Here is a 15,902-nt window from a genome sequence, read left to right as displayed (position 1 = left end):
CTCAGATCACCCCGGCCCGCACCGCGTACGCGACGGCGTGCGGCCGGTTCTTCAGCTTCAGCCGCCCGGTGATGCCCTGGATGATGTGCTTCACGCTGCGTTCCGAGTAGCTGAGCTCGCCGGCGATCTCGACGGTGTCCTTGCCCTCGGCCATCAGCCGCAGCACGTCGATCTCCCGGGTGGTGAGCCCGGCGGTGTTGACGCCCATCGGGTCGAGCACCTCGCGCTGCAACCGCTCGACGTGCTTGAGCAGTTCGCCGAGCAGGCTCGGCGGGAGCACTCCGCCGCCGGTGGCCGCCGCGCGGACGGCGTGCGCCAGCCGTTCGCCGGTCGTGGCCGAGCGCGGCAGGACCGCCACCACCCGGCATTCGATGGCGGGTACGAGTTCCGCCTCGCTGATCTGGCTCACCACGAGCACCACCGGCTTGCCGTCCTCGGCGGCGAGCCGCCGCAGCCAGAGCACGATCTCCGGCGTCAGGCATTCGGCGGCGAACACCAGGACGTCGGTCTCGGCGCGCTGATCCCAGTCCCGGATGTCGATCCCCTGCTGCGTGCCCAGCTGGCTGGCCAGGCCCGCGGTGGTGATCGGGTCGGGCGCGTGCACCGCCACGGTGATCTGTCGGGTTTCCGTGTCCACTTCGTCCCCTCCGCTTGTCCGCGGCCCCAGTCGGATGGGACACAGTCTGCGAAGGAGCTCTTCACGAAGTCTCCACGAGTTCTCAACGAGGCGTGAAGGACTTCGTGGCCTGCTGAAACGCCTCGACGTACTTGGGCAGCTCGTCCAGGATCTCGCGGAGCCTGCCCTCGGGTCCGGTGTAGTCCGGGTCGGCCAGGAGGGCGTAGCCGAAAGCCAGCGTCCGCCGAAGCTCGGTGATACGCGCTTCGGCCTCATCGGCGTCGAGCACCAGCCTGCCGTTCCTGGCGAGGCTGAGCAGGACATCACCGGCGAAGTGTTCAAGATCCTGGCTCACTGTCACAGCATGCACAGCCTCGCATGCCTTCGACCAGCGCCGCAGGCCTTTCTGCCCCCGCGAACGCCCGGCTTTGCCCGGTCGCCCCTCGCCTGAACGGGGCCTGAAACCCACATGAACGGACATCCGACAGTCCACAAACCGGCTTGTTCCAGGCTCGGCCGCCGAAACCCACACGGTGGGTGCCCGATTGATTGCGAAACCCACATCGCCGCCACTAGGCTTTCCGCTGAGCAGGACACTCTTTTCGGCAGTCGGACGCACAGGCGGCAGGTCATGGACGAGGTTTCCTCGCTGACAGTGCGCCTGCTGGGCGGTTCCCCCGCGCGCCACGGCGAAGGCGAGATCGCGCTGGGTCCCGCCCAGCGTCAGGCGGTGTTCGCCACCCTCGCCCTGCGTGCCGGCCAGTTCGTCTCCCGCAAGGAGATCATCGACGCCGTCTGGGGCGAGCGGCCACCGGACAGCGCCACCGGCATCGTGTACACCTACGTCTCCGCGCTGCGCCGCGCGCTGGAGCCGGCGGGCGGGCCGCTCGTCGCCAGCCGCGCCGGCTACAGCCTCGACCTGCCGAGGCAGCAGGTCGACGTCCACGTCTTCGAAGCCGAGCTGGAGCGGGCCCGCGCGCACCGGCTCGCCGGTTCGCACGAACGGGAGCTGGAGTCGCTTCACTCCGCGCTCGGGCAATGGCGGGGTTCCGCGCTCGACGGGATCCCCGGGCCGTTCGCCGAGACCCAGCGCGCCCGGCTGAACGAGCTGCGGATGAGCGCGCTCGAACGTCAGGCCGAGGTCGCGCTGCACCTCGGCGCCTACCGCGAACTCGTGGGCGAGCTCGCCGTGCTGGTCGAGCGCCATCCGTTGCGCGAAGGCCTGCACCGGATGCTGATCACCGCGTTGTTCCGGTCCGGCAGGCAGGCCGAGGCGCTGGCCGCGTTCGACCGCGCCCGCGAGACGATCATCGAGCAGTCCGGTCTCGAACCCGGGCCGGAGCTGCTCGCCCTGCGGCAACGGGTCCTGGACGACGATCCGGCGCTGCACCACCAGGACCGGCCGAAACGGCATCGACAGGCCCATGCCCCGCCCGAACGGCCGTCCGCTTTCGTCGGCCGGGAGTTCGAACTCCGCCGGGTGCGCCGTCATCTGGCCGCGCTCATGGACGAGGGCCGCGGCGGGACGATCTGGCTGGACGGCGAGGCGGGCGGCGGCAAGAGCGCGTTCCTGGCGGAGGCCCTCGCCTCGGCACGCAGCCGCACGCGCTGGGTCGAAGCCGACGAGCTGACCAGCGCGGTCCCGCTGAGCCTCATCGCCGACTGCCTCGGCGGCGAAGCGCTCGACGACCTCGGCAAAACGGTCACCGAACTGTGCGCGGACGGGCCGTGGGTACTCGTCTTCGAAGACCTGCACTGGGCCGACGAGGAAAGCCTGCTCGCCTGGCAGCGGCTGCACGGGTTCACCGCGCACCTGCCGCTGCTGCTGGTCGGCTCGGCTCGCCCCCTCCCCCGGCGCCGCACCCTCGAAGTCCTCCGCTCTCGGCTCGACGGGGACGTCATCTCGCTGCCGCCGTTCGACGGCCCGGCCGCCGCCGCGCTCGCCGAGGAGACCTTGGCCAGGGATCCGGGCGAAGACTTCCTCGGGTTCGCCGCCGAGTACAGCGCCGGAAATATCGGCTACCTGTGCGAGCTGTTCGCCGAGCTCGCCGACGGGCGCGAGCCCGACGTCACGCCGCACAGCAGGCTCGCCACCGTGGTCGAAGATCATCTCGCCGCGCTTTCCGTGCCGTGCAAGCGAACGCTGAGCTCGGCGGCCCTGCTCGGCTCGTCGTTCACGGTCGCCGATCTGACAGGTGTCACCGGCCGCGAACTGCGGGCGCTCATCGGAGCGGTCGAAGAGGCGCTCGCCGCGCACGTGCTGGAAACCGAGGGAGAACGGCTGCGGTTCCGGGTCCCGCTGGTGCGGGACGTGTTCGCCGCGAACACCCCGCCCGCCATCCGCGCCGTGCTGCACCAGGAGATCGCCGCCACCATGGCGGGTTCCGGCGCGCCGGCGGACCGCGTCGCCGAGCAGTTGCTCCAGGTCGGCGACGAGCTGACGGCCCGCTGGATCCCGCAGTGGCTGCTCGACAACGTCCGCGCGCTGTCCACCGGGCCGGCGGTCGAACTGCTCCACTTGCTTTCCTGCCAACGAAATCTGACCGAGGAGCAGCACCGGAGCCTGGCGGGCGAGCTCGCCGCGCTCCTTTTGCCCGAAACGGGCGCCACGCCCTCCGGGTCCGCGCAGCCCTGGTGCGCGCCGCTGTACGCACTCGCCCGGGTGCGCAACCGAACCGGACCGAGGACGTCCTAAACTGCGGGGACACAGTAGTGATCCGGCCACTTTCGGTGCATGACGAGAAATGGAGCCGGCGTGACGAACGGGCTGCGCGTCGAGCTGCTCGGGCCGCCTCGTGCCTGGCTCGACGACGTCGAGCTGAAGCTCGGGCCCGCCCGGCAGCGCGCGGTCTTCGCCACCCTGGCGGCGCGGCGCGGCCAGGCGATCTCCCTCGGCGAACTGATCTCCGACGTCTGGGGCGAGTCGGCGCCCGCCAGCGCCACCGGCAGCGTCCACACCTACGTCTCCGGTCTGCGCGGCGCGATCCGCAAGGCCGGCGGTGACGCGCACCAGGTCCTGAGCTCTTCCGGGTCGAGTTACGTACTGCGGCTGGACCGGGAAGCGCTCGACGTCAGCCGGTTCGAGCAGGACGCCGCGGCCGCTCGACGGCTGATCGCCCAGACCGATCAGCGGGGGGCGGCCGCCCGGCTCACCACCGCGCTCGGGCTCTGGCGCGGCGAGGCCTACTCCGGCGTGCCGGGCCCGTTCGCCGAAGCGGAACGCGTCCGGCTCACCGAACTCCAGCTCACCGCCACGGAACTCCGCGCCACGGCTCTGCTCGGCATCGGTGACCACCGCGAAGTGGTGGCCGAGCTGACCGCGCTGGTGCAGCGGCACCCGCTCCGCGAGTCGTTGCACGAGACGCTCATGCGCGCCCTGCACGCCAGCGGGCGGCCGATCGAAGCGCTCAGCGCGTATCGCGAGGCCAGGCGGATACTGCGGGACGAGCTCGGCGTCGAACCCGGTGCGCCGTTGCGTGATCTGCACCAGCGCATCCTCGACGGCAGCGAAAAACCTGTCACCCGACCGAAACCGGCTCCGGTCCGCGTCGTGCCGCCGCCGGTCGCCAAGGCGATCGAACGCGGCGGCCAGGGCAGGCTGCCCGGCCGTGCCCGGCAGGTCGAGCGGCTGGACGGTTTCGTCACCGACGTGCTCGCCGGCCGGGGCCGCCCGGTCTGGCTCGAAGGCGAACCGGGTATCGGCAAATCCGAACTGCTGATCGCCGGGCTGTCGGGCGCCGCGGCGCGGGGCTGCCAGCTCGCCTGGACCGCGGCCGACGAGCTGCGCCAACGGTTCCCGCTGCAGGTCATCATGGAATGCCTCGGGGTGCACCACGGCGCGGCGGATCCGGCCAAGGCCAAGCTGGCGGGCGAGCTGCACGCCGAACCCGCGCACGGGAACTGGGGCCCCACCGACCCGATCCTGTCTACTGTGGACAAACTGCTGGCGCTGGTCGACGAGACCTGCGCGGCGGGCCCGCTGGTGCTGGTGATCGACGACCTCCACTGGGCCGACGAGGCGAGTGTGCTGCTGTGGCAACGGCTTGCCGCCGCCACCCGCCAGCTGCCGCTCCTGCTGGTCGCCGCCACGCGCACCGGGCACGGCCGCCGCGATCTCGCCCAGCTCCGCCGCGGGGTCGAGGCGAGGGACGGCGAGATCATGCCGGTCGAGGTGCTGACCGACGACGACGTCACCGCCGTGTTCGAGGTGGTCCTCGGGGCCAAGCTCGGGGCGAGTCTCCGCCCGCTGGTCCGGCGCGCGGCCGGGAATCCGCTCTACGCCAGGGAAATCGCGCACGACCTGGTCCGCACCGGCTCGTTGCGGATCAAGGACGGCGTGGCCGAGGTGACGCTGGACGGCACCGAGAACGCGCCGCGGTCGCTGCTGGCGGCGGTGGCCAGGACGCTGGAATGCCTCGACCCCGCCACGACCGAGATCCTGCGGACCGCCTCGCTGCTGGGCGCGGAGTTCGCCGTCGAGGACCTGGCCGCGCTGGCGGACAAGGGTCCGCTGGAGGTCCTGCGGGAGCTGGAGCCCGCCACCACCGCGGGCGTCATCGAGTACGCCGGCGACAAACTCGCCTTCCATCACCCGTTCCAGCGTCAGGCGCTCTACGGCGCCATCGCCGAACCGGTCCGCGCCGCGTTGCACCGGCGCGCCGCCGAGTCACTCGCCCGGGCGGGCGCGCCGATCAAACGGGTCGCCGAGCAGCTGGCGGCCGGGCCGGTACCGTTCGACCCGTGGCTCGCGGGCTGGCTCACCGCCAACCACGTCGCGGTGTCCAACCGGGCCCCGCATATCGCGGCCGACCTGCTCCGCGGCGCGCTCGACAGCACGGTGCCCACCGGCGAGCAGCGGGAGACGCTGATCGCCGCGCTGGTGCGCGTGCTGTTCCGGCTCGAACTGGCTCCCGAGGCGGAAGCCGAGCAGGCGGTGAAGATCGTCACCGACAAGGCGGATCTGGCGCAGATGCGGCATTTCCTCGCCGCGCTGCGCTACCGGCGGGGCGACACGCCGGGCGCGATCGAGGCGCTCGGCGACACCGCGGACGACCCGTCGATGCCGGAGCTGTGGCGCACCAGCACCCGGACGCTGCTCGCCAACTTCCGGCGCGGCACGCTCGCCGACCTCGACGAGACCGAACGGATCGCACGCGGTCTGCACGCCGAGGCGGCGGAGGCGGGCGAACGCTATCCGGCCGCGCACGCGCAGCAGACGTTGTGGCTCGTGCATTCGATCCGCCGCGAGCACGACCGGGCACTGACCGCGATCGACGCCGCACTGGAGACCACCGGCGACGAGGCCGACCTGGCGACCCTGCGCTTCGACCTGCTCGACAACCGCCTGTTCACCCTGCAGAACCTCGACCGGCTGAGCGAGGCCGACGCCACCCTGCACGCCGGGTACGAGACGGCCGCACGGCACGGCCTGCCGACCGGTCCGCAGGTCTCGGCGGCCGTGCACTACTACTGGACCGGCCGCTGGGACGAGGCGCTGGCCGAACTGGACTCGGTCACCGAAGACGGCCCCGCGATCACCTTTTACGGTGTCCGCGAGCCGGGCGCCGCCGCCCTGCTGCTGCACGGGGTCGCCGCCCTCATCGCGGGTCATCGCGACGAACGCGTCGCCGTCCGCGCCCATCTGGAGGCGGCCGAGGCGCACTCACCGTCGAACTCGTCCGAACGCGAGAGCTGCGACTTCTACCTGGCGGCACAGGCGATGGCCGCCGAGCAGCGCGGCGAACTCGACGACGCGCTGCGGCTGTTCGCGCCGGTGCTGCGCCCCGACTACGCCCGGATGATGCTGCGCCACCAATGGCTTCCCGACGTCGTCCGCGTCGCGCTCGCCGCCGGGAACGACGCCGTCGCTCAGGAAGCGCTCGCCGTCTGCGCCGAGGAGGCGAGCCAGGAGACCGTCCCCGCCAGGGCGACCGCGGCCGCACTCCGGTGCCGGTCGCTGATCGACGGCGACCCCGACGGCATGCTGGCCGCGGCCGATCACTACCGCGAGGTCGACCGCCCGATCGAACTCGCGGCCGCGCTGGAGGACGCCGCCGAACTGCTCGGCCGCGCCGGTTACCTCGAAGCGGCGACGCGCTCGCTCACCGAAGCGTGTGAGGTGCTCGGCGAGGTCGGGGCCACCTGGAGCATCCGCCGGGCGGAAAGCAGGCTGCGCCGCTACGGCGTGCTGAGCCGCGCCGAGCGGAGTCCCCGGCACAGCGGGGCGCTGTCGCCGCTGGAACTGCGGGTCGCGCGGCTGGTGGCGGCGAAGCTGTCGAACCCGGAGATCGCCGCCGAGCTGAGCCTGCCGCGGCGGACGGTGCAGTCGCTGGTGTCCAGGGTCCTGACCAAACTGCACGCCGATTCCCGGCTGACCGTCGGCGACCAGCTGCCGAGACGACTCGCGTGACCACACGACCGAGGAGAACCATGACCCGCGTACTGGCCGGCTTGACGGCCCTGGTGCTGCTGCTGAGCGGCTGTTCGAGCGCGCCGGAAGCCGGCGGCCCGATCAAGCTCACCGTCGCCACCTTCGGCGAGTTCGGGTACGAAAAGCTCTTCGACGACTACGAAAGGGCCCATCCGGGGATCACCGTCGAGGGCCGGGTCGCCGACTTCGAGACGCATCACCGCCAGCTCGCCACCGGACTCGGCGCCGGGCGCGGCAGCGCGGACGTGGTGGCGATCGAGGAGCAGTACCTCCCCAAGTTCCGCCAGTCGACGGACAAGTTCAGCGACCTCTCCGAGTTCGGCGCGCAGGGGCTCCGCGAGCAGTGGCCTGCCTGGAAATGGGACCAGGGCACCGCCGAAAACGGGAGGTTCGTGATGGGCCTCGGCACCGACATGGGCAGCCTCGCCCTCTGCTACCGGCGCGACCTGTTCGCGAACGCCGGTCTGCCGAGCGACCGCGAGCAGGTGGCCGCGCTGTGGCCGACCTGGGAGAAGTTCGCCGAAACCGGCGAGCGGTTCAGCGCCAAGGCACCGGACGACGTCAAGTTCGCCGACTCGGCGGGCACCGTCTACACGGCGATGCTCAACCAGGCGCAGGAGAACTACTTCGCCAAGGACGAGCGGTTCATCGCCGACACGAACCCCAACGTGCGCAAGGCCTTCGAACTGGCGGGCGGGATGGCGCTGAAGAAGGAGACGGCCGCCGTCACCACCTTCACCCAGCCGTGGACGGTCGCGATCAAGCAGAGCCGGTTCGCCGCCATCACCTGTCCCGCGTGGATGCTCACCCAGATCGAAGAGGCGGGCGGGCCGGAGCTCGCGGGCAAATGGGACGTCACCTCGGTTCCGGGCAAGGCGGGCAACTGGGGCGGCTCGTTCCTGACCGTCCCGAAACAGGGCGCGCACCGCAAGGAAGCCTACGACCTCGCCGTCTGGCTCACCGCTCCCGAACAGCAGAAGCGGATCTTCCTGGAAAGCGGGCTCCTGCCGAGCGCCCTGGGCGCGTACCAGGACACCTCCGTGCTTTCCCATACCAGCCAGTACTTCAGCGGTGCGCCGATCGGCAAGATCTTCGCGGCTTCCGCCGAGGCCTTGCGGCCGAACTACCGCGGGCTGCGCGACGGCGAGGTGCGGCCGGTGTACGGACACGCGCTCGGCCGCGTCGAAGAGGGGAAGCAGTCGCTGGACGAGGCATGGAACCAGGCCGCGACCGAGGGCCGCGCCGCGGCCGCCAACTGAGTGGGGACGGCGTGACACGCAGGTTTCCGGCCGGGTTCCGCTGGGGCACGGCCACGGCGGCGTACCAGATCGAGGGGTCCACGACGGCGGATGGCCGCGGACCGTCCATTTGGGACACCTTCACCGCGCGGCCGGGTCTGGCCACCGGTGACCCGGCTTGCGACCACTACCGGCGTTACCGCGAGGACATCGGGCTGCTGAGCGGGCTCGGCGTGCCGTACTACCGGTTCTCCGTCGCGTGGTCCCGGGTCATGCCGGACGGCCGCACGGTCGAGCCCAGAGGCCTCGCCTTCTACGATCGCCTTGTCGACACGGTGCTGGAGCACGGCATCACCCCGATGGTGACGCTCTACCACTGGGATCTCCCGGAAGCCTTACAGGCTGAAGGCGGATGGCCGAACCGCGACCTCGCGAGCCTTTTCGCCGACTACGCCCTGACCGTCCACAATGTACTCGGCGACCGGGTGCGGCAATGGACCACGATCAACGAACCGTTCTGCGCCGCCTTCATCGGCTACGGCAACGGCGATCACGCGCCGGGTATCAAAGACGAAGGCGCGGCCTTGGTCGCCGGGCACAATCTCCTGCTTGCGCATGGCAAGGCCGCTCAGGCGTTGCGGGCGAACGGCGGCGAGCAGGAGGTGTCCATCGTGCTCAACTTCGCCCCGGTGCTGACCGATGTGGACGACGCCGCGCACCGCGAGGCCGCGCGCAAGTTCGACTTCCTGCACAACAGATTCTTCCTCGACCCATTGCTGGGCCGCGGCTATCCGCCCGAACTGCTGGCGGATCTGGCGCATCTCGGCACATTGGAACCGGCGATCGCCGACGGCGATCTGGAGATCATCGCGCAGCCGCTGGACGTCCTCGGCGTCAACTACTACGCGCCCGCCCGCGCGGTCCCGCTCGAAGACCCCGAGGCCGACAGCAACTGTCCTCTGCCAGGTCTGCGCGGAATGGACGTCCAGCCGCCCCGCGGCGACCTGACCTCGCTCGGCTGGGAACAGCGGCCCTCGTCGTTCACCGATCTGTTGCTGTGGCTCCACGAACACTGCCCCGGCCTGCCGCTCGTGATCGCCGAGAACGGTGCCGCGTTCGAGGACGAGGTCGTCGACGGACGGGTGCACGACGAGAAGCGCGTGCGATACTTCGCCGAACACCTCGCCGCCGTACACGACGCGATCGAACGCGGCGCCGACGTCCGCGGCTACATGGCCTGGTCGCTGCTGGACAACTTCGAGTGGGCGATGGGGTACACGCAGCGGTTCGGACTCGTGCACGTCGATTTCGAAACGCAGGAACGAGTTCTCAAGGACAGCGCCCGGTTCTACGCGGATGTGGTGGCGCGCAACGGACTTCAGTCGTTCTGACAGCCTGGGTCCTGTTGTTGCCGGAATTCGGCGATGGCTGGTCGCATGCGCGACTTCGACACGATCCTGCACGAAGATTTAGGCATACAGGGACTTCTAGGGGTCACAACAGCTTGACCTGCGCCGAAATTGACGCGCGTCGCCGAAAAACGACGACGCGCTGGCGCGGAGACTGTCGGTGGTCGGTTGCATGCTCGACTTCGAAACGCAAGAACGAACACCCCCGCACAGCATGTAGGACCACAACGACCAGACCTCCGACCGCACCATAGCTCACCGCACGTTACCGAAAACGACGACGCGCTGGCGCGGAAAACCTCGACGGTCAGTCCCATGCCCAACCTCGAAACACAGAAACAAACACCCTCCAGACACGCAGGCACACAACAACCAGATTCACACACATCGCCGAAAAACGACGACGCGCTGGCCCGGAAACTGTCGGTGGTCGGTTGTAGCTTCTATGTGTGGACACACGCAACGCCACTGTGGCGCTACTCAAGGAAATAACCTCGTCTGATGTGTTGAAGGAGATCAATGCCGCCCTGGATTCGTTGGAGGACAACGATGCCGTCGACGCTGCTATCGCGGCGTCGGAGGGTATCGCCCGCCTGGAGGCGGTCCGGTTCCGCGCGCTCGCGCAGCTCAACCGTCACCGTGACGGCGCGTCTAGCGTGGCGCAGGAAGTCGCGTTCGCACTGTCTGTTGTGGACGGTCACGCGGCCGGCCTGGTGTCGACGGCGGCGGCGCTGACCACGCGATTACCTCGGACGCTGGGACTGCTGGATCAGGGGCAGGTGGGTGGTTATGGGGCGCTGAAGGTCGCCACCGCCACCGCGTGGCTGTCGGAGGAGGACGCCCGCGCGGTCGACGAGGTCCTGGAAGACCGTCTGCCGGGCCGGAACTCCGAGCAGATCCGGAAAGCAGCGAATCACGCGGCGATGATGGCCGACCGTGACGGTGCCGCCCGCCGCGCGGAACGGCACCGTGCCGGGCGCCGGTTGTCGATCCGCCAGGGTGAGATCGGCGTCGCCTCGATCGAAGTCGAGGACGGCCCTGTCGAGAAAGTGGCCGCCGCCTACACCCGGATCGACCGTGAGGCACGCGCCCTCAAAACCGGCGGGGAGACCCGGACGCTGGATCAGCTGCGCGCCGACATCGCCCTCGATCTGCTGTTGGGTGGCCAAAGTGGCAAGGCTGAACGGCCCGAAGTGTTCCTCTACATGGACCTCAACACCTACCTCGGCCTGAACGACGAACCCGCCGAACTCGCCGGACACGGCCACATCCCCGCCGCACTGGCCCGGCACATCGCCTCCGGTCCGGACGCCGTGCTGCGCCGGATCATCACCGACCCATTCTCCGGGCAAGTCCTCGACCTCGGCCGCGACCGCTACCGGCCCACCGCCGGACTGGACGAGTTCGTCCGGGTCCGAGACCGGGAATGCCGAAGACCCGGCTGCCACCGCCCCGCCCAAACCTGCGACCTGGACCACTCAGTCCCCTGGCAACACGGCGGCCACACCGCCGACACCGAACTCATCGACCTCTGCCGCCGTGACCACCGGCTCAAGGACGAACCCGGCTGGATCTACCGGCTGGCCGAGGACGGCACTCTCACCATCACCACACCCACCGGCCACAACTACGACAGCACGCCACCGCCACTACACGAACCCCGCACCCAAGAGCCACCATTCTGAAACCGTCGCCGAAAAGGGCCACGGGTCCACAACGAGTGGCGCCAACTCGGTTGCCGAAATACGGCTACGGCACCATCGGGCTGGAGTCCGCTCGTGATCACGCCGCGGGCCGGCCTGACAGCAATCGGGAGCTCCCCAACGAAGACGCCGGAAAACGGCGACAGCCGCGTCCTCGACGATCGGCACCGGCCTGGTCGCCGAAATCCGATGACGCCTCGATCGGGCTGAACTCCACTCCGCCCACCAACACGACCGAGGCCGTACCACGCACCACAACACCCTGCCCTCGCCGAAAAACGGCAAAGACCCACGAAGACCCAGCAGCCCGAACGACACCACCACGGTCAAGCCCGCGGCGCACCCCGCATCACGCCGTCGACCACCTTCCTGGCCAGCAGGATGAACAGCACGATCACAGGCAGCACCCCGATCGTCGCCGCGGTGAGCATCAGCGAGTAATCGGTGAAGTAACCACTCGCCAGCCGCGACAACGCCACCTGGACGGTCGGGTGAGCGTTGGGGTCGAGCACGATCAGCGGCCAGAAGAAGTCGTTCCACGCGGTCATGAACGTCAGCATCCCGAGCACGGCGGCTTGAGGGCGGATGGCGGGCATGGCGACATGCCAGAACAGCCGCACCGTCGAGCAGCCGTCGACGCGGCCGGCGTCGAGCAGTTCGCCGGGGATCGCCTCTTCGCACGCCTGCCGCATCCAGAACACGCTGAACGCGCCGACCAGCCCGGGCACGATCACCGCTTCCAGCCGCCCGTACCAGCCGAGTTCCCCGACCACGAGGTAGAGCGGGATGACGCCGAGCTGGGCGGGCACCATCGCGGTACCGATGACCACCAGGAAAAGCGAGTCACGGCCCGGGAAGCGCAGCCGCGCGAAGGCGAATCCGGCCAGGCTGGAGAGCAGCACGTTCGAAACGGTGACCGTGCCGGCGACGATCAGCGAGTTCTGCATCGCCAGCCAGAAGTCGACGGTCCCGAAGACCCTGCCGACGTTCTCGACCAGGTTGCCGCCGGGCAGCAGCGGCGGCGTGGTCTCACCGAGGGCGGAATTGTCCTTCGAGGACACCACGAACGACCAGTACAACGGGAAGACCGACGCGACGGCGACGGCGAGCAGCAGCCCGTAGACGACGAAACCGGCCCGTTCCCTTGCCGCCACGGTCACTCACCGCCCCGCATCCGGCGCACGAGCGTGAAGTTGACCAGCGCGAACACGGCCGAGCACAGGAACAGCAACCACGCGATGGCCGCCGCGTATCCGGCGTCGAACTCGCCGAACCCCTTTTCGTACAGGTACATGGCGAGGGTCTGGAACTGCCGGTCGGCGCCGCCCGTCCCGTTGACGCCGGTGTCGTCGAACAGCTGCGGCTCGGCGAACAGCTGCAACCCGCCGATGGTCGAGACGACGACGGTGAAGGCGATGGTCGGGCGGATCGCCGGCACGGTGATGGACCAGAAGGTCCGCCAGCGCGAGGCGCCGTCGAGCATCGCGGCGTCATAGCGTTCCTGCGGCACGGATTGCATGGCCGCGAGGTAGAGCAGCGCGTTGTAGCCGGTCCAGCGCCACATCACCATCGTGCTCACCGCGACGTGCGAGGCGAACCGGTCGGACCGCCAGTCCACCGGGTCGATCCCCACCAGCCCCAGCGCCCAGTTGACGACGCCGTAGTCCTCGGCGAACAGCTGGCTGAACACCAGCGCGACCGCGACCACCGAGACGACGTTGGGCAGCAGCACACTCGCCCGCCACACTGTCCTCGCCCGCAAGGGACGGTCGAGGAGCGCGGCGAGCCCGAGCGCGGCCAGCAGTTGCGGGACGGTCGAAAGGATGAAGATGCTGACCGTGTTGAAGAGCGCGTTGTAGAAATACGGATCCTGGAGCAGGACCGCGAAGTTGCCCAGCCCGGCGAACCCGGTGTCACCGTTGACCAGATGCCAATGGTGCAGCGCCACCCACGCGGTGTAGAGCAACGGGAAGAGCCCGAACACGCCGAAGAGGACGTAGAACGGCGCTGTCATCAGGTATCCGGCGAGCCTCTCACCCGAACGCTTCAAACGATGATCACCTTGACGCCTGCCCGGCTGATGTCGTCGATCTCCCGCGGTTCGACACCGCTGTCGGTGATCAGGGTGTCGACGTCGCAAAGGCCCCCGAACCGGGCGAAATGGTCGTCGCCGATCTTCGTGTGATCGGCCAGTAGCACCGTCCGCCGGGCGGACGCGATGGCCGCGCGCTTCACCATCGCCTCGGCGGTGTCCGGGGTGGTGAGCCCCCGCTCGACGGAAAGACCGTTGGTACCGAGGAAAGCGACGTCGACGAAAGTGTCCTTGAGGGCGTCGAGCGCCCAGCCGTCGACCGACGCCATGGTCCGGCCGCGCAGCCTTCCCCCGACCAGCATCAGCGTGACGCCGGGCCGGTTGGCGAGCGTGAACGCGTTCGGCAGCGAAGGAGTGACCACGGTCAGCCCGCGATCGGCGGGGACGAGGTTCGCCAGCCGGGCCACCGTGGTGCCCGCGTCCAGCAGGATCGAGCCCCCGTCGGGGATCTGCTCCAGCGCCGCGGCGGCGATACGGTCCTTCTCCGCGGTCATCACCGCGTCGCGGGCGTCGAGCCCCTGCTCGATACCCAGCCGCTCGACGGGGATCGCGCCGCCGTGCACCCGCCGCACCACTCCGCTGCGTTCCAGCGCCGTCAGGTCACGGCGGACGGTCTCGCTGGTGATCTCGAAGGCCGCCGCGAGCGTCGCCACGTCGACCCGGCCGTTCTGCCGCGCCTGTTTGAGGATGGCGCGCTGCCGCTCTTCGGCGTACAACGGTCACCTCCTGCCTGGCGGACGAGCGGTCATGGCGACAATAGTTGGTTTCTCACCGGTCCGACAACGGAACCCTCCACCCGGCCGCGGCGCTCTGTCCATTGAGGACACAGCGTGTGTGGCGTTTTCGTCGGCGGTTGCCCGAAACTACGACAGGACTGCCCGTTTGGCCCGCAGGAAAGCCCGTTCCGTGTCGTTGGTGGCCAAGGTGATCGCCTCGTCGTAGGCGGCGACGGCGTCCGATGTCCGGCCGAGACGGGCCAGCAGGTTCGCCCGCGTGGCGGGCAGATGGTGATACCCGGGCAGCTCCAGTCCCTCGATCCCGGCCAGTGCCGCAGCCGGGCCGTCCACCTCGGCGACGGCGACCGCGCGGTTGAGCGCGACGACCGGCGTCGGGGTGAGCCGCCACAGCTGGTCGTAGAGCGCCAGTACCTGTGTCCAGTCGGTCGACTCACCGTCCGTGTGCACGGCGTTGATCGCGGCCTGCACCTGGTACGGGCCCGGACGGCCGAGCCGCAGGCATCGCCGCACCAGTTCGTGGCCCTCGGCGATCAGTTCCCGGTTCCACAGCGACCGGTCCTGCTCCGCGAGCACCACCAGCTCACCGGAAGGCCCCACCCGCGCGGGCCGCCGGGCTTCGGTGAGCAGGAGCAGGGCCAGCAGCCCGATCACCTCCGGCTCGCCGGGCATCAGATCGGCGAGCGCCCTGGTCAGGCGCACCGCCTCCACGCAGAGGTCGGTCCGCAGTAGGTCTCCCGACGTGGACGTGTATCCCTCGTTGAAAACCAGGTAGAGCACGGTGAGCACGGAGTCCAGCCGATCCGGCAGCTCGTCCTTCCCCGGCACGCGGTACGGGATGCCCGCGTCGCGGATCTTCTTCTTCGCACGGACGATCCGCTGGGCCACGGTCGGTTCCGGGACGAGGTACGCCCGCGCGATCTCCCCCACCTCCAGCCCGCCGATCAGGCGCAGGGTGAGCGCGGTCCGCGCGAGCGGCGAAAGCGCCGGATGGCAGCAGGTGAAGATCATGCGGAGCTGGTCGTCGCGCACCGGGCCCAGCTCACGCGGCTCATCCGGCGAGTGCAGGAGGAGCGCCTGGGCGTGCCGGGCCTCGCGGGTGGATTCCCGGCGAATGCGGTCGATCGCGCGATTGCGGGCGGTGGTCACGATCCACGCGCCCGGATTGGGCGGCGTTTCCGCCCACTTCTCCACCGCCGTCGCGAACGCGTCCTGGACCGCCTCCTCGGCGAGCGTGATGTCGCCGAGGAGACGGGTCAGGGTGGCCACGCACCGGCCGTATTCCGCCCGGTAGATCCCGTCGAAATCCATCACGGGAGCGACGGGTCGCCGAACGGCCGCACTTCGATCGGCTGCCCGCAGGCGAGCGCGCATTTCTCCGCCCAGGCCAGCGCCTGGTCGAGGTCCTCGACCTGGATCACCCAGAACCCGCCGAGCTGTTCCTTCGTCTCGGCGAACGGCCCGTCGGTGATCGTGACCTTGCCGCCTTCGGGACGGACGACCGTGGAGACGTCCGAGTGCTCCAGCCCGCCCACGAAGACCCAGGAACCCGCGGCCTTCATCTCGTCGGTGACCTTGCCCGTCCTGGCCAGCATCGCCCGGACCTCTTCCTCCGGCGCGTCCCGTTCGCTCTCGTCGAGCTGGACGGCGAGCAGGTACTGCCTCATGACGGACCCCTTC

12 protein-coding genes are annotated in these 15,902 nt (G+C 69.8%); 5 read left to right on the top strand and 7 right to left on the bottom strand.

Annotation, left to right across the window (positions count from 1 at the left end; all coding sequences use genetic code 11):
• Nucleotide 1 precedes the first annotated feature (1 nt).
• The gene (locus ACXIZN_RS06455) at nt 2-637 is read right to left on the bottom strand and encodes a helix-turn-helix transcriptional regulator (RefSeq protein WP_125682074.1); all 636 of its coding nucleotides are present in this window, start codon (nt 635-637) and stop codon (nt 2-4) included.
• Nucleotides 638-719: 82 nt separating this feature from the next.
• Nucleotides 720-971, bottom strand: coding sequence for a hypothetical protein (locus ACXIZN_RS06450; RefSeq protein ID WP_457953070.1), 252 nt, complete (start codon nt 969-971; stop codon nt 720-722).
• Nucleotides 972-1,247: 276 nt separating this feature from the next.
• Here ACXIZN_RS06450 and ACXIZN_RS06445 point away from each other — a divergent pair, with 276 nt between their 5' ends.
• The 5 genes from ACXIZN_RS06445 to ACXIZN_RS06425 all read left to right on the top strand — a co-directional run bounded on the left by ACXIZN_RS06445 (nt 1,248) and on the right by ACXIZN_RS06425 (nt 11,378).
• Nucleotides 1,248-3,311 carry a BTAD domain-containing putative transcriptional regulator gene (locus ACXIZN_RS06445; protein WP_457953069.1) on the top strand — a complete coding sequence of 688 codons (2,064 nt, stop codon included), beginning with the start codon at nt 1,248-1,250 and terminating at the stop codon, nt 3,309-3,311.
• A gap of 60 nt (nt 3,312-3,371) precedes the next feature.
• On the top strand, nt 3,372-7,025 hold the full coding sequence (locus ACXIZN_RS06440) for a BTAD domain-containing putative transcriptional regulator (RefSeq protein WP_457960465.1): 3,654 nt from the start codon (nt 3,372-3,374) through the stop codon (nt 7,023-7,025).
• A gap of 20 nt (nt 7,026-7,045) precedes the next feature.
• Nucleotides 7,046-8,305 carry an ABC transporter substrate-binding protein gene (locus tag ACXIZN_RS06435; protein ID WP_457953068.1) on the top strand — a complete coding sequence of 420 codons (1,260 nt, stop codon included), beginning with the start codon at nt 7,046-7,048 and terminating at the stop codon, nt 8,303-8,305.
• A gap of 11 nt (nt 8,306-8,316) precedes the next feature.
• A complete protein-coding gene (locus tag ACXIZN_RS06430) occupies nt 8,317-9,675 on the top strand; it encodes a GH1 family beta-glucosidase (protein ID WP_457953067.1) in 1,359 nt (452 codons plus the stop codon).
• A gap of 524 nt (nt 9,676-10,199) precedes the next feature.
• A complete protein-coding gene (locus ACXIZN_RS06425) occupies nt 10,200-11,378 on the top strand; it encodes a DUF222 domain-containing protein (RefSeq protein ID WP_457953066.1) in 1,179 nt (392 codons plus the stop codon).
• A 344-nt stretch (nt 11,379-11,722) separates the two neighbouring features.
• Here the strand turns inward: ACXIZN_RS06425 and ACXIZN_RS06420 are convergent, their stop codons facing one another.
• The 5 genes from ACXIZN_RS06420 to ACXIZN_RS06400 form a co-directional block, all read right to left on the bottom strand.
• Nucleotides 11,723-12,550, bottom strand: coding sequence for a carbohydrate ABC transporter permease (locus ACXIZN_RS06420; RefSeq protein ID WP_457960463.1), 828 nt, complete (start codon nt 12,548-12,550; stop codon nt 11,723-11,725).
• Between the two features lie 2 nt (nt 12,551-12,552).
• On the bottom strand, nt 12,553-13,446 hold the full coding sequence (locus tag ACXIZN_RS06415; protein WP_457953065.1) for a carbohydrate ABC transporter permease: 894 nt from the start codon (nt 13,444-13,446) through the stop codon (nt 12,553-12,555).
• The gene (locus ACXIZN_RS06410) at nt 13,443-14,204 is read right to left on the bottom strand and encodes a DeoR/GlpR family DNA-binding transcription regulator (RefSeq protein WP_457953064.1); all 762 of its coding nucleotides are present in this window, start codon (nt 14,202-14,204) and stop codon (nt 13,443-13,445) included. The genes ACXIZN_RS06415 and ACXIZN_RS06410 overlap by 4 nt, the downstream gene beginning before the upstream one ends.
• Before the next feature lie 147 nt (nt 14,205-14,351).
• On the bottom strand, nt 14,352-15,533 hold the full coding sequence (locus ACXIZN_RS06405) for an RNA polymerase sigma factor (protein WP_457953063.1): 1,182 nt from the start codon (nt 15,531-15,533) through the stop codon (nt 14,352-14,354).
• Nucleotides 15,533-15,889 (bottom strand): YciI family protein, encoded by a 357-nt coding sequence (locus tag ACXIZN_RS06400; protein ID WP_457953062.1) that lies wholly within the window; start codon nt 15,887-15,889, stop codon nt 15,533-15,535. The genes ACXIZN_RS06405 and ACXIZN_RS06400 overlap by 1 nt, the downstream gene beginning before the upstream one ends.
• Between the last annotated feature and the right edge of the window lie 13 nt (nt 15,890-15,902).

The organism is Amycolatopsis sp. TRM77291 (genome assembly GCF_054166285.1).
The sequence above is the reverse complement of the archived record's forward strand: the minus strand, read 5'-3'. Positions and strand labels throughout refer to the sequence as shown.